This is a genomic window from Streptomyces sp. NPDC047117 (assembly GCF_040643545.1).
Taxonomy (GTDB): Bacteria; Actinomycetota; Actinomycetes; order Streptomycetales; family Streptomycetaceae; genus Streptomyces.
Genome location: NZ_JBEYUN010000005.1, coordinates 103,372 through 125,484, shown reverse-complemented (window position 1 = coordinate 125,484; position 22,113 = coordinate 103,372). Strand labels below are relative to the sequence as shown.

21 protein-coding genes are annotated in these 22,113 nt (G+C 72.8%); 5 read left to right on the top strand and 16 right to left on the bottom strand.

All coding sequences use genetic code 11. The annotated features are described in order from the left end of the window. Positions 1 to 318: 318 nt before the first annotated feature. The gene (locus ABZ840_RS11320; protein ID WP_361556924.1) at positions 319 to 1,365 is read right to left on the bottom strand and encodes an aldose epimerase family protein; all 1,047 of its coding nucleotides are present in this window, start codon (positions 1,363 to 1,365) and stop codon (positions 319 to 321) included. A 41-nt stretch (positions 1,366 to 1,406) separates the two neighbouring features. After that, the gene (locus tag ABZ840_RS11315) at positions 1,407 to 2,330 is read right to left on the bottom strand and encodes an SGNH/GDSL hydrolase family protein (RefSeq protein ID WP_361556922.1); all 924 of its coding nucleotides are present in this window, start codon (positions 2,328 to 2,330) and stop codon (positions 1,407 to 1,409) included. A 325-nt stretch (positions 2,331 to 2,655) separates the two neighbouring features. Between ABZ840_RS11315 and ABZ840_RS11310 the strand changes: the two genes are divergently transcribed. Both ABZ840_RS11310 and ABZ840_RS11305 read left to right on the top strand, forming a co-directional pair. Then, positions 2,656 to 3,150: a DUF3145 domain-containing protein gene (locus ABZ840_RS11310; protein WP_030618245.1), complete on the top strand. Its 495-nt coding sequence runs from the start codon at positions 2,656 to 2,658 to the stop codon at positions 3,148 to 3,150. 18 nt (positions 3,151 to 3,168) lie between these two features. Continuing rightward, a complete protein-coding gene (locus ABZ840_RS11305; protein WP_361556920.1) occupies positions 3,169 to 4,122 on the top strand; it encodes an NAD(P)-dependent oxidoreductase in 954 nt (317 codons plus the stop codon). A 134-nt stretch (positions 4,123 to 4,256) separates the two neighbouring features. Here ABZ840_RS11305 and ABZ840_RS11300 read toward each other — a convergent pair whose 3' ends face one another. The 5 genes from ABZ840_RS11300 to ABZ840_RS11280 all read right to left on the bottom strand — a co-directional run bounded on the left by ABZ840_RS11300 (position 4,257) and on the right by ABZ840_RS11280 (position 9,257). After that, positions 4,257 to 5,537 carry a beta-ketoacyl-[acyl-carrier-protein] synthase family protein gene (locus ABZ840_RS11300; RefSeq protein WP_361556918.1) on the bottom strand — a complete coding sequence of 427 codons (1,281 nt, stop codon included), beginning with the start codon at positions 5,535 to 5,537 and terminating at the stop codon, positions 4,257 to 4,259. 78 nt (positions 5,538 to 5,615) lie between these two features. Next, positions 5,616 to 5,864, bottom strand: a complete 249-nt coding sequence (locus ABZ840_RS11295) for an acyl carrier protein (RefSeq protein ID WP_016642582.1) — start codon at positions 5,862 to 5,864, stop codon at positions 5,616 to 5,618. 102 nt (positions 5,865 to 5,966) lie between these two features. After that, positions 5,967 to 7,013, bottom strand: a complete 1,047-nt coding sequence (locus tag ABZ840_RS11290) for a ketoacyl-ACP synthase III (protein WP_361556915.1) — start codon at positions 7,011 to 7,013, stop codon at positions 5,967 to 5,969. Between the two features lie 13 nt (positions 7,014 to 7,026). Next, a complete protein-coding gene (locus tag ABZ840_RS11285) occupies positions 7,027 to 7,983 on the bottom strand; it encodes an ACP S-malonyltransferase (protein WP_361556913.1) in 957 nt (318 codons plus the stop codon). Positions 7,984 to 8,072: 89 nt separating this feature from the next. Continuing rightward, positions 8,073 to 9,257: a helix-turn-helix domain-containing protein gene (locus ABZ840_RS11280; RefSeq protein ID WP_030249149.1), complete on the bottom strand. Its 1,185-nt coding sequence runs from the start codon at positions 9,255 to 9,257 to the stop codon at positions 8,073 to 8,075. Between the two features lie 58 nt (positions 9,258 to 9,315). Here ABZ840_RS11280 and ABZ840_RS11275 point away from each other — a divergent pair, with 58 nt between their 5' ends. Beyond that, positions 9,316 to 10,008 carry a pirin family protein gene (locus ABZ840_RS11275; RefSeq protein ID WP_361556911.1) on the top strand — a complete coding sequence of 231 codons (693 nt, stop codon included), beginning with the start codon at positions 9,316 to 9,318 and terminating at the stop codon, positions 10,006 to 10,008. Positions 10,009 to 10,032: 24 nt separating this feature from the next. On the opposite strand, the gene ABZ840_RS11270 is transcribed toward ABZ840_RS11275, so the two are convergent. Continuing rightward, positions 10,033 to 10,857, bottom strand: coding sequence for a serine hydrolase domain-containing protein (locus ABZ840_RS11270; protein WP_361556908.1), 825 nt, complete (start codon positions 10,855 to 10,857; stop codon positions 10,033 to 10,035). Positions 10,858 to 11,024: 167 nt separating this feature from the next. On the opposite strand from ABZ840_RS11270, the gene ABZ840_RS11265 reads away from it, so the two are divergent. Beyond that, entirely contained in the window at positions 11,025 to 11,504 is a 480-nt protein-coding gene (locus ABZ840_RS11265; protein WP_361556905.1) for a MerR family transcriptional regulator, read from the top strand. Between the two features lie 39 nt (positions 11,505 to 11,543). Further along, positions 11,544 to 12,560 (top strand): aldo/keto reductase, encoded by a 1,017-nt coding sequence (locus tag ABZ840_RS11260; protein WP_361556902.1) that lies wholly within the window; start codon positions 11,544 to 11,546, stop codon positions 12,558 to 12,560. A 498-nt stretch (positions 12,561 to 13,058) separates the two neighbouring features. Here ABZ840_RS11260 and ABZ840_RS11255 read toward each other — a convergent pair whose 3' ends face one another. The 8 genes from ABZ840_RS11255 to ABZ840_RS11220 all read right to left on the bottom strand — a co-directional run bounded on the left by ABZ840_RS11255 (position 13,059) and on the right by ABZ840_RS11220 (position 22,031). Then, the gene (locus ABZ840_RS11255) at positions 13,059 to 14,381 is read right to left on the bottom strand and encodes an acyltransferase (RefSeq protein WP_361556899.1); all 1,323 of its coding nucleotides are present in this window, start codon (positions 14,379 to 14,381) and stop codon (positions 13,059 to 13,061) included. Positions 14,382 to 14,468: 87 nt separating this feature from the next. Continuing rightward, complete coding sequence (locus tag ABZ840_RS11250; protein WP_361556896.1) at positions 14,469 to 15,686, bottom strand: alpha/beta hydrolase; 1,218 nt, start codon at positions 15,684 to 15,686, stop codon at positions 14,469 to 14,471. A 278-nt stretch (positions 15,687 to 15,964) separates the two neighbouring features. After that, positions 15,965 to 16,621, bottom strand: coding sequence for a YceI family protein (locus ABZ840_RS11245; RefSeq protein ID WP_361556893.1), 657 nt, complete (start codon positions 16,619 to 16,621; stop codon positions 15,965 to 15,967). 122 nt (positions 16,622 to 16,743) lie between these two features. Further along, complete coding sequence (locus tag ABZ840_RS11240; protein ID WP_361556890.1) at positions 16,744 to 17,424, bottom strand: response regulator transcription factor; 681 nt, start codon at positions 17,422 to 17,424, stop codon at positions 16,744 to 16,746. Continuing rightward, the gene (locus ABZ840_RS11235; protein ID WP_361556887.1) at positions 17,421 to 18,806 is read right to left on the bottom strand and encodes a sensor histidine kinase; all 1,386 of its coding nucleotides are present in this window, start codon (positions 18,804 to 18,806) and stop codon (positions 17,421 to 17,423) included. The genes ABZ840_RS11240 and ABZ840_RS11235 overlap by 4 nt, the downstream gene beginning before the upstream one ends. 160 nt (positions 18,807 to 18,966) lie before the next feature. Then, positions 18,967 to 19,872: a DUF4429 domain-containing protein gene (locus tag ABZ840_RS11230; protein WP_361556884.1), complete on the bottom strand. Its 906-nt coding sequence runs from the start codon at positions 19,870 to 19,872 to the stop codon at positions 18,967 to 18,969. A gap of 133 nt (positions 19,873 to 20,005) precedes the next feature. After that, complete coding sequence (locus ABZ840_RS11225; RefSeq protein ID WP_361556881.1) at positions 20,006 to 21,220, bottom strand: alpha/beta hydrolase; 1,215 nt, start codon at positions 21,218 to 21,220, stop codon at positions 20,006 to 20,008. A 145-nt stretch (positions 21,221 to 21,365) separates the two neighbouring features. After that, the gene (locus ABZ840_RS11220; protein ID WP_361556878.1) at positions 21,366 to 22,031 is read right to left on the bottom strand and encodes a TetR family transcriptional regulator; all 666 of its coding nucleotides are present in this window, start codon (positions 22,029 to 22,031) and stop codon (positions 21,366 to 21,368) included. Positions 22,032 to 22,113: the final 82 nt, after the last annotated feature.

Sequence of the window (22,113 nt, the reverse complement as noted above, 5' to 3'; positions counted from 1 at the left end):
CGGCTGTCGTGCGGGGAAGCCGCCCGCTCCGGCGTGCGCGCGTTCGCGAGTGCTCCACGACTATCCGGCCAACGGTGCGTCACACCTTGGTTTCCGGCCAACGCGGGCCGGAATGCCCATCGGCACCCGCCGAAGCCTCATGACCAGGAGTGCAAGAACGCGACTCTCCCTCGGGGTTTGCCGGGAGATATTCAGGCGCGGCCGTCGCGGAAGGGATGAGTTGGGTTGTTGTGCAGACGCCTGGTTTTCTCCGGCATTTAACCCGGCCGTGATCCCTGTCCGGGTTCTGTGCAGCCGGCCGCCCCCATAGCCGCTGCGCTACTCCGCCGCGAACGCCCACACCGTCCGTGACCGGAACACCTGTCCCGGATGCAGCACCGTGCCCGGGAAGTCCGGGCGGTTGGGCGAGTCGGGGAAGTGCTGCGTCTCCAGGGCGAGGCCGGCGCCCGCCTCATAGGGGCGGCCGGTGGTGCCCGTGTACGTACCGTCCAGATGCTCGGCGGTGTAGAGCTGTACGCCCGGCTCCGTCGTGGCCAGCCGTACGACGCGCCCCGAGGAGGGGTCGCTCAGCTCGGCCACCGGGCGCGGCGCCGGCGCCTCCTCGGAGGGCGTGCCGATCGTCCCGGAGCCGTCGCCGACCACGAACGTGTGGTCGTAACCGCGGCCGACGGTACGGCGGGCCCGGAAGTCGAAGCGGGTGCCCGCCACCGGGGCCGGCGGCCCGGCGGGGATGCCCGTCGGGTCCACGGGGAGGTAGTGATCGGCGGCCATCCGGAGGCGGTGGGTCTCCGCGCCGCCGCTGCCGTCCCCGCTGAGGTTGAAGTACGTGTGGTTGGTGAGGTTGAGGACGGTCGGCGCGTCCGTCGTGGCGCGGTAGGCGCAGGTCAGCTCGCCGGCCGCGGAGAGGGTGTACCGGACGCGGACGTCCAGCGCCCCCGGGAAGCCCTCCTCGCCGTCCGGACTGGTCCGCCGCAGTTCCACCCCGTCCGGGCACGGCACGGCGTCCCAGACGGCCGTGGAGAAGTTCGCGACCCCGCCGTGCAGGCAGTTCGGGCCGTCGTTGGCGGGGAGGGCGTACCGCTTCCCGCCGAGGGGGAAGGCGGCGCCTCCGATACGGCCCGCGTACCGCCCCACCAGCGCCCCGAAGTACGACTCGCCGTGCACCTCGTACCCGGCGGCGGCCGGGAAGCCGAGGGCGATCTCGCCCCGCTCGCCGTGCCGGTCCGGTGTCTCGATGCTCTGCACGATCCCGCCGTACGTCAGGATCCGTACCCGGACTGCGCCTGCTTCGAGTGTCCAGCGGTGGACGATACTGCCGTTTTCCAGGGTGCCGAAGGGCTCTTCGGCGGCGTGCGTCGCGCTCATGCGGTGACCTTATGCCCGCGCGCGCCCGCCGGTGCGCCGGGTCAGCCCCGGCCCTCGGGGCGGGTGACGGTGCGGTAGGCCATCTCGGCCAGTTTCCGCTGGCCCCGCTTGCTGGGGTGGAACCAGTCCCACTCGCTCAACTCCCGGCCGGTGAAGCGGTAGTCGAAAACCGCCTGGTCGAACCGGCAGCGGCGGTCGGTCCCGCACACCTCGCGCAGCGCCTTGTTGTACGCCACCACCTGGTCCCGCACCTCGGCTCTGCGGGTGTTCGCCGCGGACGAGACGTCGTCGGCGTCGCGCAGCATCGACTGGCAGATCCCGAGCTTCCACACCTGCTTGCCCACCGGGTTCTGCCTGCCCTGCGACCACAGGCGCAGCAGATCGGGCACCGCGGCGACGTAGACCTGCGTCTTGGGCAGCGCCTTGCGCAGCTTCTGGAGGGACGTCCGGAAACCGGCGCGGAAATCGGCCGTCGGCGTCATGGCGGAGGCGTTGTTGCGGCAGGCGTCGTTGGCCCCGACCAGGATCGTGACAAGTTCGGGTTTGTGCGGAATCGCGCGGTCGATCTGGCGCGGCAGATCGTCCATGAGCGCACCGGTGCGCGCGAAGTTCCAGGCGTGCCCGGACTGTTTCGCGACCAGGCGGCTCGCCAGGCTGCGGACCGCGGGGTCGGTGCCCGTGGCCCATGAGGCGGCCGAGCAGTCGGCGAGCAGCCCGCAGGCGTCGAAGCCTGCCGTTATCGAGTCACCGAGCGCGGCCACCGAGTCCGGACGGGTGTCCCAAACCGGTGTGGGGGACGGGTGCGGACGGGCCGGTTCCGTGCGCCCGTGCGCGCCCGGGGAGTTGTCGTCGCCGGCCCCGGAACCGCAGGCCGGGACGGTGAGGAGCAGTGCTGTCACGAGCGCCGCCGGCAGCGTTACCGGCCGCCGGCGGGGGCGCGCGGCGGCCCGTTCGATCTTTGCCATCCCCTGTCCCCCTCCGACGTGCGAGTGATATCTCTTCCGTGAGCGACGGTACGTCACTCCTCGGCGGTCACAGCGCGGTAGCTTTGCCCCGTGGCCGTCGGGCGGCGACACGAAGGAGTAGCGCACTCCGTACGAACAAATTACAACACGTCATTTCCTGTCCCTTTTGTGGCGAATTGAGCCCCATGGTGTTTACTGTAGGTAACCTTGCGTGCTGGTGCCGAAGTGATCATTGGGGCAGAATGTCAGCAGCTGTCCCGGCCGCGACCGGAACGGGCACGAGGCCGCTGGGGAAGGCGAACCTCGAACCGTACTGGAGGTCCCGGTGACGACACGTGGAGTTCTGTACGTCCACTCCGCTCCGCGCGCGCTGTGCCCGCACGTCGAATGGGCCGTCGCGGGCGTCCTCGGCGTGCGCGTCAATCTCGACTGGATCCGCCAGCCCGCCTCGCCCGGCACCTGGCGCGCGGAGTTCTCCTGGCAGGGCGAGTCCGGCACGGCCTCCAAACTGGCCTCCGCGCTGCGCGGCTGGCACCTCCTGCGCTTCGAGGTGACCGCCGAGCCGTGCGCCGCCGCCGAGGGTGAGCGCTACAGCTCCACCCCCGACCTGGGCATCTTCCATGCCGTCACGGGAATCCACGGCGACATCCTGATCCCCGAGGACCGGCTGCGGGCCGCGCTGGCCCGCTCGGCGCGCGGCGAGACCGACCTGGAGGCCGAGGTCGCCAAGCTCCTCGGCAAGCCCTGGGACGACGAGTTGGAGCCCTTCCGGTACGCCGGCGAGGGAGCCCCCGTCCGCTGGCTGCATCAGGTCGTCTGACCCCCCCCGACACGTAGGGTGCGCGCCATGAGCGACGAGTACCGCAACCATCAATTGAGCAACCCCCACGGCGAGGGTGGGGTCCGCGAGAGCGGCGCCGGTTCAGGCGCAAAGACAGCAGTGCTGGGCACCGGGATCATGGGCGCGGCGATGGCCCGCAACCTCGCCAGGGCGGGCCTGGACGTCCGGGTGTGGAACCGCACCCGCGCCAAGGCCGAACCTCTGGCCGAGGACGGCGCACGCGTCACCGACACCCCCGCCGAGGCCGTGGACGGCGCCGACGTCGTCCTGACGATGCTGCACGACGGCCCGGCAGCGCTGGAGACCCTGCGGGCCGCCGGTACGGCGCTCAGCCCCGGCACCGTCTGGGCCCAGTGCACCACCGCCGGCATCGAATCCCTCGGCGAGCTCGCGCGCTTCGCCCAGGAACACGGCCTGGTCTTCGTCGACGCGCCCGTCCTGGGTACCAAGGCACCCGCCGAGGCGGGGCAGCTCGTCGTGCTCGCTGCCGGGCCGGGCGCCGCACGGGAGTTGCTCGCGCCCGTCTTCGAAGCGATCGGCAGCCGTACGAACTGGATCGGCGAGAACGGCGACGAGGGCGCTGCCACCCGCCTCAAGCTCGTCATCAACAGCTGGGTGCTGACCGTCACCCACGGCGCGGCGGAGGCGATGGCCCTCGCCAAGGGGCTCGGCGTCGCGCCGCAGGAGTTCCTGGACGCCGTCGCGGGTGGGCCCCTCGACATGGGCTACCTGCGCGCCAAGACCGGCGCCCTGCTGGAGGGCGACCTCGACCCCAGCTTCGCCACCCGCACCGCCGAGAAGGACGCCCGGCTCATCGTCGAGGCCGGCAAAGCGGCCGGCGTCCGGCTGGACGTCCAGGCCGCGGGCGCGGAACGCTTCCGCCGCGCCACGGAACAGGGCCATGGGGACGAGGACATGGCCGCGTCGTACTTCGCGAGCTTCGACGACTGAGGCGCGGCGTACACGAAAGGGCCCGCCCGGTCACTGACCGGGCGGGCCCTTTCACCGGCGAACACCGCAACCATCAATTGAGGAACCCAGGCGGCGAGCACGGGATCCGCGAGAGCGGCGCCGGTTTAGGCGCACTAAACAGTACGGAAGGCGAGGACCACGTTGTGGCCGCCGAAGCCGAACGAGTTGTTGATCGCCGCGATGGTGCCCTCCGGCAGCTGCCGGGGCTCGTCGCGCACGATGTCCGCGTCGATCTCCTCGTCGAGGTTGTCGACGTTGATGGTCGGCGGGGCCTGACGGTGGTACAGCGACAGGACCGTCGCGACGGTCTCGATGCCGCCCGCGCCGCCCAGCAGGTGGCCGGTCATCGACTTCGTCGCGGAGATCGCGATGTGGTCGACCTCGTCGCCCAGCACCCGGCGCAGCGCCTTGATCTCGGCGATGTCGCCCAGCGGCGTGGACGTGGCGTGCGCGTTGAGGTGCACCAGCTCGGCCGGCTTGAGGTCGGTGTCGTCCAGCAGGTTCTGGACGGCCGCCGCGATGCCGCGGCCGGTCGGCTCGGGCTGCGCGATGTGGTGGCTGTCGGCGGACAGGCCCTGGCCCAGCGCCTCGCAGTACACGCGGGCGCCACGCTTGGCGGCGTGCTCGGCCGACTCCAGGATCACCACGCCGGCACCCTCACCGAGGACGAAGCCGTCCCGGGCGGTGTCGTACGGGCGCGACGCCTTCTCGGGTTCGTCGTTGTTCTTCGACATCGCCATCATGTTGGCGAAGGCGACGAGGGGCAGCGGGTGGATCGCCGCCTCCGTGCCGCCCGCGACGACCACGTCGGCACGGCCGGTGCGGATCATCTCGATGGCGTACCCGATGGCCTCGGCGCCCGAGGCGCAGGCGCTCACCGGGGTGTGCACGCCCGCCTGCGCGCCGACCTCCAGGCCGACGTTGGCGGACGGGCTGTTGGGCATGAGCATGGGCACGGTGTGCGGGGAGACACGGCGTACGCCCTTGTCCTTCAGCACGTCGTACTGGTCGAGCAGGGTGGTCACGCCGCCGATGCCGGAGGCGATCACGGTGCCCAGGCGCTCGGGGGTGACGACGGCCGAGCCGTCCTCGGTGGTGTCCTCGCCGGCCGGGCCGGTGAAGCCGGCGTCGGCCCACGCCTCACGCGCGGCGATCAGCGCGAACTGCGCCGAACGGTCCAGCTTGCGGGAGACGGGACGGGGCAGGACCTCGCCCGGGTCGACGGCCGCGGTGGCGGCCATCCGGACGGGGAGGTCGGCGAAGCGTTCGTCTTCCAGGGGCCGCACGCCGGAGCGGCCCGCCAGCAGACCTTCCCAGGTCGAAGCGGTGTCGCCACCCAGCGGTGTGGTTGCGCCGATACCGGTGACGACCACGGTGCGATTGGTCGCGTTCACGGGAATTCTTGTCTCCACAGGTAGAGGGGTCGAGAATCGACGGCGCCACCGCGGGGTGGCGACATGCGGGGGCCTGGATCAGCCCTGGTGCTCGAGGATGTACTTGGTGGCGTCGCCGACCGTCTTGAGGTTCTTGACGTCGTCGTCGGGGATCTTGACGTCGAAGCGCTCCTCGGCGGCGACGACGACCTCGACCATGGACAGCGAGTCGACGTCCAGGTCATCGGTGAAGGACTTGTCCAGCTGGACGTCCTCAACGGGGATCCCGGCGATCTCGTTCACGATCTCGGCGAGACCGGCGACGATCTCTTCCTGAGTGGCGGCCATGATGGCGCTCCTTCGGTGTTTTTCGAGTGAAACTGTGCTATGCGGTGAAGTTCCGTACAGCCGCCGGAACGTCCTGGGACGCCGGTGCTGTGTAGATCTTGCCTAGGGGAGAGTAACGACCGTGGCGGCGTACACGAGACCCGCCCCGAACCCGATGACGAGTGCGGTGTCGCCGCTCTTGGCCTGACCGGTCGCCAGCAGCCGCTCCATCGCGAGCGGAATCGAGGCGGCCGAGGTGTTTCCGGTGGTCTCCACGTCACGGGCGACCGTGACCGACTCGGGCAGTTTGAGCGTCTTCACCATCGAGTCGATGATCCGCATGTTGGCCTGATGCGGGATGAAGACGTCCAGATCCGCCGGGCTGACGCCGGCCACGTCCAGCGCCTCCTGGGCGACCTTGGCCATCTCGAAGACCGCCCAGCGGAAGACCGCCTGGCCCTCCTGGGTGATCGCCGGGTAGCGGATCTCGTCCAGGGCCAGCTGGTCGCCGGGGCCGTCGCCGCCGGGCACCGGGGTGCGGCGGTAGACGTCCCAGCCGAGGGTCTGCTTGATGGTCTCGGACTTGTCGCCCTCCGAGCCCCAGACCGTCGGGCCGATGGCCGGCTCCTGCGAGGGGCCGACCACCACGGCACCGGCACCGTCGCCGAAGAGGAAGGCCGTCGCGCGGTCCTCCAGATCGGTCAGGTCCGACAGCCGCTCCACGCCGATGACCAGCACGTATTCGGCCGAACCCTCGGTGACCATGCCCTTGGCCAGGGTCAGGCCGTATCCGAAGCCCGCGCAGCCGGCGGAGATGTCGAACGCGGCCGGCTTGCCGGCACCGATGCGGTGCGCGATCTCCGTGGCCACCGCCGGGGTCTGCTTGAAGTGCGAGACCGTCGAGACGATCACGCCGCCGACCTGCTCCGGGGTGATGCCCGCGTCGGCGATCGCCTTGCCGGCGGCCTCCACCGACATCGCCGCGACGGTCTCCTCCGGGCCCGCCCAGTGCCGCGTGGAGATGCCCGAGCGCGACCGGATCCATTCGTCGGAGGAGTCGATGTACTTGAGGATCTCCTCGTTCGGCACGACATTGACGGGGCGGTAGCCGCCCACGCCCATGATGCGCGCGTACGGGGCGCCCTGCGAGGGCTTGATCTTCGAGGTCATGCTTTTGGTCTCCTTATCCGGCCGAGTTCTCGGCAGCGGGAGAAGCGTGCTCGGCGATCAGCTCGCGGGCCGCGTCGAGGTCCTCCGGCGTCTTCAGCGCGAGGGTCTTCACGCCCGGCAGCGCGCGCTTGGCCAGGCCGACGAGGGTCCCGCCGGGGGCCGCCTCGATCATCGCGGTGACGCCCAGCTCCTTGAAGGTCTCCATGCACAGGTCCCAGCGCACCGGGTTGGCCACCTGGCCCACCAGGCGGTCCACGACCTCCTGGCCGGAGGCGACGGCCGCGCCGTCCTTGTTCGAGACGTACCGGGTGTGCGGGGCGGCGGCGGACAGCTCCGCCACCGCGGTCTCCAGCACCGAGACGGCCGGGGCCATGTGGACCGTGTGGAACGCGCCGGCCACCTTCAGCGGGACGACCCGCCGGGTGCCCTCCGGCTTGTCCTCGGCCAGCGCGGCCAGCTGCGCGGCGGTGCCGGCGGCCACGATCTGGCCCGCGCCGTTCACGTTCGCGGGGGTCAGGCCCAGCTTCTCCAAGTGCGGCAGCACGACGTCCGGCTCGCCGCCCAGCAGGGCGGACATGCCGGTCTCGGTGACGGCGGCGGCCTCGGCCATGGCCAGGCCGCGCTTGCGCACGAGAGCCATCGCGGCCTCGTCCGGCAGCACGCCGGTCAGCGCGGCGGCGGCCAGCTCACCGACGCTGTGGCCGGCGGCGGCGCCGACGCGGGCCGCGAAGTCCTCCGGCGTCGCGAAGAGCTGCCGCGAGGAGATCAGCGCGGACGCGACCAGCAGCGGCTGGGCGACGGCGGTGTCGCGGATCTCTTCCGCGTCCGCCTTCGTGCCGTAGTGGACCAGGTCCAGGCCGATGGCGTCGGACCAGGCACGAAGCCGGTCCTCGACACCGGGAAGGTCGAGCCAGGGAGTCAGGAAGCCGGGCGTCTGAGCGCCTTGGCCGGGAGCGACGAGTACGAGCACCCTCACACTCTCTCTTGTGGGAGGTCCCGCCCGCCCGTGGGGACAGGGACGAAGAACCATCTGGGTAATTGTTGGTGTCCGACAAAAGCTTAGGGCTGCGCCTCACCGTCTGCCAGGCGCCCCAGGATGAGGGCGATACGCAAGGTGAATGCCGAGCGGACGTCGGACGGCGACCATCCGGTGACGTCGGTCACACGTCGCAGCCGGTAGCGCACGGTGTTGGGGTGCACGAAGAGCATCCGCGCCGCCCCCTCCAGGCTGCTCGCCTGCTCCAGGTAGACGCTCAGCGTCTCCAGGAGGGCGCTGCCCGCCTCCTCCAGTGGTCTGTAGATCTCCTCCACCAGCTGGTCACGGGCGGCCGGGTCACCGGCCATCGCGCGCTCCGGCAGCAGGTCGTCGGCCAGCACCGGACGCGGCGCGTCCGGCCACGCCGCACACGCCTTCAGGCCCGCCGCGGCGGCCTGCGCCGACCGCGTCGCCGCCAGCAGGTCCGAGACCACCGGACCCGCCACCACCGGACCCGCGGCGAACGGCCCGATCAGCGCCTTCGCCGCCTTCAGCGGCTCGTCCGAACCGCCCGCGATCACCACCAGGCGCGTCCCGAGCACCCCCGTCAGCACCTGGAGCTTCGCGTGCCGCGCCGCCCGCCGGATCGCCTCCACCGTCAGCTCGCTGTCCCCGTCCGGGGCCGTACCGAGGACCACCGCCACATGCTCGGGGGAGTTCCAGCCCAGCGCCGCGGCCCGGGACACCGCGCCCTCGTCCGCCTCACCGGACAGCACGGCGTTGACCACCAGCGACTCCAGCCGCGCGTCCCACGCGCCGCGCGCCTCCGCGGCCTGCGCGTAGACCTGCGCCGTCGCGAAGGCGATCTCCCGCGCGTACACCAGCAGCGCCTCACGGAGCACCGATTCATCACCCGGAGCGGCGACGTCGTCGATCGCCGTCTCCATGACCTCGATCGTGGTGCGCACCATCTCCACGGTCTGCCGCAGCGTGATCGCCCGGGTCAGCTCGCGCGGCGCGGTACCGAAGACGTCCGTGGAGATCGCCTGCGGAGTCTCCGGATGCCGGAACCACTCCGTGAAGGCGGCGATGCCCGCCTGGGCCACCAGACCGATCCAGGACCGGTTCTCCGGAGGCATCGCCCGGTACCACGGCAGTGTCTCGTCCATCCGGGCGATGGCATGGGCCGCGAGCTTGCCGGAGGACTTCTCCAGCCGGCGGAGGGTCGCGGAGTGCGGGTGGGCGTCGTGCGATGCGGGTTCAGACACGGGCACAAGCCTGCCTTATCGGGGCGGGGTGATGGCGCGGTGGGGCTACGGTGGCCGAATGATTCAGGTGCGCAGAGCCCAGGAGCGCTACCCCGGCGGGGACCCGCAGGCCGGCATCGAGACCCGCCACGCCTTCTCCTTCGGCCACCACTACGACCCGGACAACATCAGGTTCGGCGCGCTGATCGCGTGCAACGAGGAGCGGCTGGCGCCCGGCGCCGGTTTCGACGAACACCCGCACAGCCACACCGAGATCGTCACCTGGGTCGTCGAGGGCGAACTCACCCACCGCGACAGCACAGGACACGAAACCCTCGTACGGCCCGGCGACGTCCAGCGCCTCAGCTCGGCCCGCGGCGTACGCCACGTGGAGCGCAACGACGGCCCCGAACCGCTGCGCTTTGTCCAGATGTGGCTGGCGCCCACGGAGCCCGGCGGCGAACCGGACTACGACGTGGTGCGCGGCATCGCCGACGGCACCCCGTACGCCGTGCCGCGCGCCGACTCGATGCTGCACGTACGCCGGCTCGCGGCGGGCGACCGCACGGCCGTACCGGACGGCGCCCGGGTATACCTGCACGTCGTACGGGGTGCCGTACGTCTCGGCGACGCGCTCACCGACGGCGGCCAGAAGCTGCTGGAGGCGGGCGACGCGGCACGCGTCACCGACGCCAGGGAACTGGAGCTGACCGCCGAATCGGCGGCGGAGGTCCTGATGTGGGAGATGCGCGAGGAACCGAGGTTCGGCTGACGCGCGGGGCCGTGACCTGCGTGCTCAGGCGGCGCGCAGGTCCGCGAGCACCGCGTCCGTGAAGGGCGGCCACGCCTCGATGGCCCAGGGACCGAACGCCCGGTCCGCGAGCGCGGCGCAGGCGGCGCCCGCGTCCGGGTCGACCCACAGGAACGTGCCGGCCTGCCCGAAGTGCCCGAACGTACGCGGCGAGGACCCCGCACCCGTCCAGTGCGGCGTCTTGCCGTCCCGGATCTCGAAGCCCAGCCCCCAGTCGTTCGGCTTCTGGTTGCCGTACCCCGGCAGCACGCCCGACAGGCCCGGGAAGACCACCGACGTCGCCTCCGCCAGCGTCTCGGGCGCGACCAGCCGCGGCGCCAGCAGCTCGGCCCCGAACCGGGCCAGGTCGGCGGCGGTCGACACGCCGTCCTTGGCCGGCGATCCACCCGCGGGCAGCTCGGTCGCCGCCATGCCCAGCGGATCGAGCACGGCCTCCTTCAGGTACTGCGGGAAGGGGATGTCGGTGACCTTCGCCAGGTGCTCGCCGAGCGCCTCGAAACCGGCGTTGGAGTAGATCCGCCGGGCCCCCGGCTGCGCCATGATCCGATCCTCGTCGAACGCCAGGCCCGACGTGTGCGCCAGCAGGTGCCGGACCGTCGCCCCCTCCGGACCGGCCGGCTCGTCCAGCTCGACCGCGCCTTCCTCCACCGCGAGCAGCACGGCGTACGCGGCCAGCGGCTTGGTCACGGAGGCCAGCGCGAAACGGTGCTCCTGCGGCCCGTGCGTGCCGGCCACCGTGCCGTCGGCTCGTACGACGGCCGCCGCGGCAGTGGGCACCGGCCAGTTCTCGATCATCCGCAGGCTCTCCATGGCCCCGAGCCTAAGGGACGCCCCGCGGGCCCCCGCCGCGTGCCCCCGGCGCCGCCGGCCGGTCACGCCCGGCCAAAGATTGCGCCAAGTCCGGGCTTGCTTGGAGTGCACTCCAGCTCTCTAGCGTTGAAGACGTCGTGAGGGAAACGGCGAACGGGAGAAACGGCATGTCGGTGATGGAGAGCGCTCCGGTCACGTCCCGGGCGAGGCCGCGCAACTGCGCCGGCGTGCGGGTGGGCCCGCGACGGCCGGACGGCCAGGACCGGTACACGATCAGTGAGGTCGTCGACTTCACCGGCCTCAGCGCCCACACGCTGCGCTGGTACGAACGCATCGGGCTGATGCCGCACGTCGACCGGACGCACACCGGCCAGCGCCGCTTCACCAACCGCGACCTGGACTGGCTGGACCTGGTCGGCAAGCTGCGGCTGACCGGGATGCCGGTCGCCGACATGGTCCGGTACGCCGAACTGGTCCGCGAGGGGCCGCAGACCTTCCCCGAGCGGGAGGAACTGCTGACGGCACACCGCGAGGACGTCCGGCACCGGATCGACGAACTGCGCAGCACGCTGGAAGTACTCGACTACAAGATCGACCTGTACGCCGACGCACGCCGGGCGGCGGAACGGGAGCACGAACGTGGCTGACCGCCTGTGCACGAGCCCGGCGACGAGGGAGCGGGAACAATGACAGAGAAGATCGCATCCGTCGAGCTGGGCGCGGGCGGACCGCGCGTCGGCGTCCAGGGCCTCGGCTGCATGGGCATGAGCTGGGCGTACGGCCCCGGCGCCGACGCCGGGCAGGCCCGCGCGACGCTGGAGCACGCGCTCGGCCTGGGCGTCACGCTGTACGACACCGCCGATGTCTACGGCAGCGGCGAGAACGAGAAGCTCATCGCGCCGTTCATCCGGGCGCACCGCGACGAGGTCGTCCTGGCCACCAAGTTCGCGATCGTCAGGGACCCGTCCGATCCCTACAGCCGCGGCGTGCGCAACGACCGGGCGTACATCCGTCAGTCGATCGAGGGCAGCCTCACGCGGCTCGGCGTCGACACCATCGACCTGTACTACATGCACCGCCGCGACGTGCACGTCCCCATCGAGGAGACGGTCGGCGCGATGGCCGAACTGGTCGCCGAGGGCAAGGTCAAGCACCTCGGCCTGAGCGAGGTCACGGGCGAGGAACTCCGGGCCGCGCACGGCGTGCACCCGATCGCCGCCGTCCAGTCGGAGTGGTCGCTGTTCAGCCGCGACGTGGAGCGCGGCGTGGTACCGGCGGCGGCGGAGCTGGGCGTCGGCTTCGTGCCGTACTCGCCGCTCGGCCGCGGCTTCCTGACCGGCTCGTTCGTCAGCGCCGACAAGGAGCTGACCGAGGACGACTTCCGCCGTACGCAGCCCCGCTTCACCGGCGAGAACGCCACCGCCAACGCGGGCCTGCTCGCCCCCGTACGCGAGATCGCGGAGGCGCGCGGCGCGACGCCGGGGCAGGTGGCGCTGGCGTGGGTGCAGCAACAGGCCGAGGTCCACGGGCTGGCCGTCGTCCCCATCCCCGGCACGCGTCGCGCGGAACGCGTCACGGAGAACGCGTCGGCCGTTGGCCTCCGGCTTTCTTCCGACGAACTGTCGCGGCTGGAGCCGATTGCGGGCCGGGTGGCCGGCGACCGGTACGCCGACATGGCGTTCACGTCGGCGGGCCGGGAGTAGCCCCCCGACGGACCAGCCACTCGAGCAGCGAGCTCAACCCCCACCCACCTGTCTTTTCACCCACCACCGACGGGAGGGGACGGGCCGGAGCGGGTGGGGTACCGGACGTAAAGCGCAGCAGTCCGGTACCCCACCCGCGGAGGTCCGGCACCGTGACGCCAAGCCCCGCGCAGCGGACCTCGCCGTACGGCGGGACACCCGGCAACGTTCGGGCACCCCGCGCGGCAGCGAACCGCCTGCGGCGGGCGATACCGCGGCAGCGCACGTTCGTTGCCGGGTGCGGCGTCGTTTCGCCTGCGGCGGGCGGTTCCGCTGCGCGGGGCTTGACGCTACGGGGTCGGGCCTCCGCGGCAGGGGTCCGGACTGCTTCGCTTTACCTCCGGACCCCTGCCGCTGCGGCCCGCCCCCTCCCGCCGGTGGGGGGTGGAAAAACACGGGGCGGGGACGAGGTTTGAGTGTCGGGGTGGGGGCCTACGGTGCTGAGGGGGAGGGCCCCACTCAGCCCCTACCCAGGGCGAAGAGGGCGAAGCCGGCGGCGAGTGTCGCGGCGGCGGCGCGGAGGGCGCGGCCCGCGCCCCAAGGGGCCTCGAAGCGGCGGGTGAGGGCGCCGAGTGCCACCAGCGTCAGGGCGAAGAGGGGGAGCCAGGCGAGGCGGGTCAAGAGCCAGGCCAGGGAGTCGGGTGGCGTGGTCAGGCCGGGGAGCGGGCCGGCGTACGTGGACGGGACGGCCGTGGCCAGCATCGCTGTTTGATGCCAGCAGAAGATTGTCATTGCGCAGAGGTTGATCACTACCACCGGAGCCCAGAGGGCCGGGCGGCGCAGCAGGGCGGCGATCCGGTCCCGGAGCAGGACCGCGGCGCCGCACTGGGCCGCCGCCAGCGCCAGGACCAGCAGCGACGGCGGGTGCGAGTTGGTCCGCTCCGCGCCGGGGACGCCGACCATGCTGGCGGGGTAGTGGAAGACCAGCAGGAGGACCGCGAACAGGGCGGTGCCGCCGGTCAGTAGGGCCCATGCGGCGCGCCGCCCGAGCCGGCGTTCGCCCCAGCACACGCCGAGCTGGTACGCGAAGAGCCAGCCGGGGAGCAGGTTGAGGAGCGCGAGCCAGGACGGTACGGCCGCCGCGTACGGGCCGTAGCGGAGGAAGTCGACCACCGCTACGGACGCGAAGAGCGGTGCTGCCGCCCATGGTCCGAGGCGGCGCGCGGCGCGTACGCAGTATGGGGTGAGGGCGGTGACTCCCGCGTAGACGCCGACGAACCACAGCGGCTGTACGACCAGTGTCGCGCCCGTGCGCAGTGTCGCCTCGGGTACGCCCGCCGCGGTCAGCACCGCGATGAGAAGCGCCCAGACGGCCGTCACGGCGAGTACCGGGCGGCCCAGGCGGGCCAGCCTGGCGCTCAGCCAGCGTGCGGTGGAGTCGCCGCGCTCGGTCGCGCGCCGGTGGGAGAGGACGGCGGAGTAGCCGCCCACCAGGAAGAAGATGCCCAGCAGTTGGAGCACCCAGCTGGCCGGCGCGAAGAAGCCGAGTGTGGAGAGTGGGCTGGCGTTGTGGAGTGCGCCGTCGGCGTCCAGGGTGAAGCCGCCCACCAGCCAGTGGCCGGTGGGCACGGCGAGCAGGGCGAGTGCGCGCAGGCCGTCGATCGCGCGGTCGCGATGGGCCGGGGTGCGGTCGTCGACGGCGCGGACCGCGCGGCCCGCCCTGCGGAGGAGCGTGCGTGGCGTACCGCGAGGGGACGGCGGCGTGAGGTCCGGTGCGCCGCGCGGAGGTGCGGGACGGTCGGCACCGCCGGCGCCGCCGGGGTGCAGGAACGCGAGGGTCATGTCGGGTCCTTGGAGGAGAGGCGCGCGCCCCGCGCGCGATGCTTCGGCGTACTCGGCGCACGCCCGTGGTGACGGCCCGGCGGGCGCTCAGCGCACGGCGGCGTAGCGGCCGAGCACGATGTCGGCGAAGCCGGCCAGGGAGTCGGTGCCGGGGACGAGATAGCCGGTGTGGCCCTCGGCGCGGTCCGCGGCGACGCGGCGCGCGCCGAACGCGGGATCGGTGGGGTCGGTGCCGTGCCCGAGGCCCAGCACCTCGACGTGGGGGATGCGCCCGATCCAGTCCGAGGCGTCCCGGGCGGCCCATACCCGGCCGCCGGCGTGCAGGTCGGCGGCGCGTTCCGTACGGGCGCCGGGCGAGCCGAAGAGGATCACGTCACCGACCGCGGCCCGCCCGGCCCGGGGCGCGGCCAGCCCGCAGACGACCGAGCCGTAGCTGTGGCAGAGCAGCGCGGGCGCGGGGGCGCCGGTCGCGGCCAGCCCCGCCAGCAGCCGGGCCAGCCGGCCGGCGCCGGCCTCGGCGAGCCGCCCGGTCGCCGCGTCCGGACCGAGGCCGACCGGGGTGGTGTAACCGGCCCAGGCGATCACCGCGGTGGGCACGGCCGGCGCCTCGGCGGTCAGCCGGGCGCGCAGCGAGGCGGCCATGCCGGTCGGCGTGCCGTACCGGTCCCGCTCGCGGTCGAAGGTGCCGATGTCGATGTCCGAGCCGGGCACCACCACCGCCGTGCGCCGGGCCGCGCCGAGGTCCCCGTACACCTCGGCGACCTGCCCCCGGCCCCGCGGGTCGAAGAAGAGGATCTGCCGCCCGGGGGCGAGGAGTTCGGTGTAGCGGTCGGCCAGGGCGCGGGCCTGCGCGCGGTCCTCGGCGGTGCGTGCCGGGTCGTGGGCGCGGGCGTGCTGGCGGGTGCGTTCGGCGCGCAGGGCGCGGGCGTTCGCGCGGTAGCGCAGTTCAACGGGCGCGCCGTCCAGGGTGCCCACGGTCATCGGGTGCCGGTCGGCGAGCCGGTTCCGCTCCGCGCCGGTCAGCCCCGCGAAGAAGCGGGCCACGGCGGCGGGCGAGGCGGTCGCCGGGTCGGGCAGCGGCCGGCCCAGCGTGTGGTCGGCGCGCCAGGCGGCGGCGCCCGGCGCGGGCCCGGTGACGGCGGTCTGCTCCGAGCCGGCCGCCCAGCCCCCGGTACCGGCGACGAGCGTGGCGGCCACGGCGAGCGCTGCCCACCCCCGGCGCCGCCGACGTACGCCGGTGCGCGGTGTGCTGCTGCGCGGCGTGGCGGTGGTGTCGGCGGTACGCGGCGGGGTGCGCAGCGGCATCGTCGGTCTCCCTCTTCCAGTGGCGTGGCGGAGGGAAACGTAGGAAGGGGGTGCCGGGCGCGGCGTCACACCGCGGGGCCAAGTGGAGTGTGATACCGGGGTATTGGGCCCTCGTCCGCACGGAGGAGATCCATGTGGAGGAGATCCATGTGGAGGAGATCCGTACGGAGGAGAAAGGGCGGTGCCGCGCCTCGCAGCTCCCCATGGTGGTCAGCCACCTCTGATCGGCGCGGCACCTGGGCCCGGTCCGGTCACCGGGCCATCGATGAAACGGTTCTTCAGCCGGTGGGCACGGTCCGGATGGCCGCGATGTCGAACTGGAGGCGGACCTTCTCGCTCACCATGGCGCCGCCCTCGGCCAGCTTGGCGCTGTACGTCAGGCCCCAGTCGGAACGGTTGATGGTCGTGGTGCCGTCGAAGCCGGCCCGCTGGTAGCCGAACGGGTCGGTGACCTGCCCGATGTAGGTCAGCTCCAGCACGACCGGGCGGGTCACGTCCCGGATGGTGAGGTCACCGTCCATCCGGTAGACGTCCTTGCCCACGATCCGCACGGCGGTGCTCTTGAAGGTCATGCGCGGGAAGTTCGCGGCGTCGAGGAAGTCGCGGCCCATCAGGTGGTCGTCGCGCTGCTCCACGCCGGTGTCGACGCTGGCGGTGGCCAGCGCGATCTGGGCCTTGGAGCGGGCGGGGTCCGTGCCGTCGAAGTACAGCCGGCTCTCGAACTCCGTGAAGGCGCCGCGCACCGTGGTCACCATGGCGTGCCGTACGGAGAAGCCGATCCTGCTGTGTGCGGGGTCGATCATCCACTCGCCGGTGAGGTGGGCGAGGGCGGGGTCCAGCTGGCCGTCGGGCGCGTGCGCTGCCGGAGCGGCGGGCGACTCCGGAGAGTATGTCTCCGGGTGCCGGGGGGAGGAGCTGCGGCTGAACAATTTCATGAGAAACGTTGTTACTAAGAACGCGCGCGATGCCGCAAGTACTGCTCAGAGGACGGAACAACCCCTGCTCAAGGGCTACGCAGGTGCTTCACCGGTCCCTCGCGAGACTGTCTTTCGGTCCGTCAGCGGTCACCGGGAGTGACCAGCCCGGACTCGTACGCGAAGATCACTGCCTGTGCGCGGTCGCGCAGGTCCAGCTTGGCCAGCACCCGCCCGATGTGCGTCTTCACCGTCTGCTCGGCCAGCACCAGATCTGCCGCGATCTCCTGGTTGGACAGGCCGCGCGCGATCAGCTCCAGCACCTCGGTCTCGCGCGGCGTGAGCCCGTTCAGGCGCAGCGCCGTGCGGTCCTTGCGGGGCGCGGGCCGCTGCCGCGCGAAGTCGGCGATCAGCCGGCGGGTGACCGACGGGGCGAGCAGCGCCTCACCCGCCGCCACGACCCGCACCGCGGAGATCAGGTCGGCCGGCGGTGCGTCCTTCAGCAGGAAGCCGGACGCGCCGGCGCGCAGCGCTTCGTACACGTAGTCGTCGACGTCGAAGGTGGTGAGCATCAGCACCTTCGGGCGGTGCACCACGCCCGGGGGCGGGGACAGCAGCTGCCGGGCCGCCTCCAGGCCGTCCATCTCCGGCATCCGGACGTCCATCAGCACCACGTCGGGGTGGGTGCGGCGGCTCAACTCGACGCCGCGCAGGCCGTCCTCCGCGTCGCCGACGACGTCGATGTCGCTCTGCGCGGCGAGCAGCGCGGCGAAGCCCGCCCGCACCATGGCCTGGTCGTCGACGATGATCACGCGAGTGGTCATGCGGGCGTGGGGTCCTTTTCCGTCAGGGGCTCCGTGAGCGGGAGCCGCGCGGCGACACGGTAACCCCCGTCCGCCAGCGGGCCGGTGTCGAGGGTCCCGCCCAGCAGCCGTACGCGCTCGCGCATGCCGACCAGGCCATGGCCGGTCCCGGTGGTCTCCAACGGCGCGGCGGGGCGCGGCGGCGGGCCGTTGACGACCAGTACGGTCAGGCCGGTGCGGTCCGGCGTGACCGAGACCCGGGTGGGCGCGCCGGGCGCGTGCCGTACGACGTTGGCCAGCGCCTCCTGCACGATCCGGTACGCCGACAGGCCGACGGCGGGCGGGAGTTCGCCGAGCGCCCGCGACAGCGTCAGCTCCACCGGCACACCGGCCCGTACGGTCCCCTCCACCAGCCGCGTCAGCCGATCCAGGCCCGGCTGCGGCGCCTTCTCGGGGCCGCCCTGCCGTTCGCTCTCCTCGCTGCGCAACACGCCCAGCAGCCGGCGCATCTCGGCCAGCGACTCGCGCGCGGTCGCGGCGATCGTCCCGAACTCCTCGGCGGCCTCGGCGGGGAGACCCTGGAGGCGGTACGGCGCGCTGTCCGCCTGCACCGTGATCACCGACATGTGGTGCGCGACGACGTCGTGCAGTTCACGGGCGATGCGAGTGCGCTCCTCCAGCAGCGTGCGCCGGGCCCGCTCCGCCTCGCTGATGGTCGCCTGGGCCGCCAGCTCCCGGCGCGCTTCGCCGCGTTCCCGCAGTGCGCCGGCGACCAGCAGCACCGCGCCGGACAGGACGAACATCAGCAGCCAGGTGCCGTCGCTGCGGGCCGGCCGCAGGGCCGTGAAGAGGAGGCACGCGGCGCCGGTCGCCAGCCAGACGGCGACGAGTGTGCGACGCCGTTCACGGAGTCCGAGCGCGGCCATCAGGAGGAGGTAGCCGATGATCGTCTGCGGCGGCCAGGGGTACGGCGGGCCGGGCAGCGTCGACGCCACGGACAGCACCAGCGCGCCGGCCACATCGGCCGCGAAGATCACCCACCAGGCCTGCAACGGGCGGGTGACGGCGAGCAGCAGCGGCACGGTCTGGGCCACGCCGAGCGCACCGGAGAGCCCTCCGTTCACGCCGTAGTTGTTGCTCAGGACGACGACGGTGACGGGCAGCAGCGCGGCGGTGAACACGCAGGCGACGACGTACGGCAGCCGGCGCACCCACGGGCGCGCCGCGGTGCCGAGGAGGGGGTCGCCGGGCCGGGTCGGAGTGCCGAGAGCGACGGCTAGGGTGCGCAGCGCCTGCCGGGCGGCGTGCTCCGCACGGGCGCGCCGGTCCGCACGCGCGGCGCGGGGGCCGGCGGGCGCGGGCCCGGGCGCGTCGGGGGAGGGGGAAGGGGGTGACGTGGACATCGCCCGTTCAGCGTAGGTGGCGGGGGCCCGGCGAGGCGTCATACCGGAGTCGCCGGTCGCGGGTCATACCCCGGTATCAGGCTCGGGCGGGCCGGGCGCTGCGCCCGCGGCTGCCCGCGGCGACTTCCGTGCCCGCAGTCGCCGCTGCCCGGGGCTCCGCCTACAGCTCCGCCAGCAGTTCTGCCTTCTTCGTGCTGAACTCGTCGTCCGTCAGCAGCCCCGCGTCGTGCAGCTCGCCCAGCTGCCGTATCCGGTCGGCGATGTCGGCGGGGCCGCGGTGCGGCTCCAGCGGGCGGCGCGCGGGGGCCGCCGGCGCGGGGGCCGGGCCCGTGCTGCGTACGGCCTGCAGGACGGCCGCGGCGAACGGCAGCGACTCGTGGACCGGGCCGTAGCCGAGCCCGAAGATCACCGAGGCGGGGTCCTGGTCGGCGCCGCGCCCGTCCTCCTCCTCGTCGCCGTGCGCCAGCAGCCGCAGATAGCCGCTGTGCCAGGCGCCGGGCGCCGTGGGCGCCGAGGAGCCGTTCTCCGGGGAGCGCCACACCACGCCGGCCAGCCCGTCGACGGCGAAGCTCTGGTCGCCGGACTTCCACTTCGCGGTCGAGGCGCCGGTCCAGAACCAGCGGAACGCCACCGAACTGCCGTCGAAGGTCGCCTTGCCGTCGTACGCCTTGAAGGTCAGCGGCGCCTCGGGGGCCGCGACGAGATACCGGTCGGCGGGGCCGTCCGCGTCCCGGCCGAGCAGGCCGTCGAGCCGGTCGCGGTAGTACCCGGCCCGGTCGGCGCGGTCGGCCGGGAGCACCAGGCGGTAGGGATCGGCGTCGTCCTTGAGCTGCCCGTCGGCGGCGTCCATCAGCGGATCGGCGCCCGGCCGCGGCCGGGCGTGCAGCACCACCGTCCCGCGCCTGCCCCGCGAGACCTCCACCGACCTCAGCGCTTCGTAGGGGATGCGGCGCTCGCCGAGCGCCTGGAACAGCTTGGGCTTGCGGATCCCCCGTTCGAAGCGGATGAGTACGGAGTCCGTGTCGAACTCCCAGACGGCATGAAAACCGGCCAGCACATCACCCATGCGGTTCATCGTAAGCGGCGGGCGGCCCGCCCGTCCCCCTTCCGTGCAGCACGCGCTACGCGCGTCAATCCCTTACCCGCCCACGGGCGCCCGCACTCCGGCCGGCCGCCGCGCGGGGCGTCCGGCCCGGCCCTCACGCCAGATCGGCCGAGCAGTCGCCGTCGTCGGAGGCGCAGCTCACGCCCGCCACGGCGCCGACGCCGACGAGGGCGAAATTGGCCAGACTCTGCGTTCCGCGGGCGAAGTACCCCGCGTGTCCGTCGGCACCCGCGGCGGAGAGCACCCGGGAGCCGAACGCCGGGTCCACCGGGTCGGCGCCGTGCCCCAGCCCGCCCAGCTCCAGGTACGGCACGTCCTGAATCCAGTCGTCGGCGTCGCGCATCGCCCAGACCCGCGCGTCGGTGTGCAGCGCCGCGGCGTCCCGGGCGCGCATGCCGGGGCTGCCGGCCACCACGATGTCGCCGACCCGGGAGGGCAGCTCGCGGGCGGCGACGCCGCACACCACGGAGCCGTAGCTGTGGCAGAACAGCGAGACGTCGGCGGCGGCCGGCAGCGCGCCGACCATCGAGGTGAGGCGCTGGGCGCCCGCCTGCGCCAGCTGGCCGGCGGCCGCGTCCACGCCGATGCCGGCGGGCGCGGTGTAGTCGGCCCAGGCGATCACGGCCGTACGGGCGTCGGGGCGCACCGCGCGCTCCGCGTCGTACAGCGCGGAGGCCATGCCCACCGGGGCGCTGTCGGCCCGCTTGGTGCGCTCGAAATTCACCAGGTTGGTGTCGACGCCGGGCACCACCACCGAGACGCGGCGGGCGTGCGTCAGGTCGCCGAAGACCTCGGCGGCGCGGCCGCCGGCGGCCGGATCGAAGGAGAGGATCTGGCGCCCGGGCCGCATCAGGGACTCCAGCCGGTGCATCAGCCGGCCGGCGTCCTGGCGGCCCTCCGGGGTGAGCCGGCCGTCGTGCGAGCGGCGCTCGGCCACCGCCCTGGCGCGGTCCAGCGCGCGGTGATTGGCGTGGTAACGCAGCGTGGCGGGGGCACCCGCCATGTTGCCGACGGCGAGCGGGTAGCGGTCGGCGAGCCGCAGCCGGTCGGCGTGGCGGAGCTTGGCGAAGAATGCCGCTATGCGGTGCGCGCCGGCGTCCGGGGACGGCAGCCGGTGGCCGTGGAAGGTGCCGCCCGCCCAGGCGGCGCGGGAGGTGCCCAGCGGATCGGTGTCGCCCTTGGTGCCTCTGATCCCCGTCCAGCCGGTCACCGCAAGCATCACGAACACCACCACCAGGGCGAGTGCCATGCGCCAGGCGGAGGACTGCAGAAAACCGGGAGGAGCGCCGAGCTCGGAGAAAGAAGTCACCGCGGGCCAGCCTAGGAGACGGCGCGCGGCGCTCGTGGATTGGGTGAGGCAACTCACGTTTCACTGTGGGTCATTAGGGTCACAACGGACACTTCGCACCCATTTGTCCCGCTCTGACGTGCAGTGAAACGCTCATACGGTCGGATTAGGGGGTCTTTTTGCGCCACTCGCCCGCGACCGCCGGAACGATGCCGTCCAGATGATTCTCCGTGATGGCGCGGATGGACTCCACACTGCACTCGCCGGCCTCGCCCCACAGCCGCCCGGCCAGCCGCATCACGCCACTGAAGGCCGCGACCACGATCCGCGGCCGCGGGTCCGTGTTCAGGTCCAGGCCCTCGCGCCGGGCGATCACGCCCGCGATCAGCTCCTCCAGCTCGGAGCTGCGCCGCAGGTGCGCGGCGAGCAGGCCGGGGGTCGACTCGATCATCTGGTACGTCCGCATGTGCAGCTCGACCGGGATGATCGACTCGATCATCCGGCCGAGATCGTCCCAGGCGAGCAGGACGGCGTTGCGCAGCGCCTCCAGCGGGGTCTCGGCGGCCGGGCGGGCCTGCAGCGCCTCCACGAAGCGCGCCTCGACGATCTCCTGGACGGCGAAGACCACGTCCTCCTTGGTGGTGAAGTACCGGAAGAAGGTCCGCTGGGAGACGTCGACGGCCTCGGCGATCTCGTCGATCGTGGTGCGGTCGTACCCCTGCTCGGTGCAGAGCTCCAGCGCCGCGCGGATCAGGGCGTCGTGCGTACGCCGCTTCTTCCGCTCGCGCAGTCCGCACCGCACACCGCCACGCGGCGTCACCTCGGCCGCCATGCGCCGCCCTCCCTCGTCGTATCAGTGCTGCTCACGATACCTGTGAGTTAACTGACAGTTACCGACTCATGAAACGCTTTGT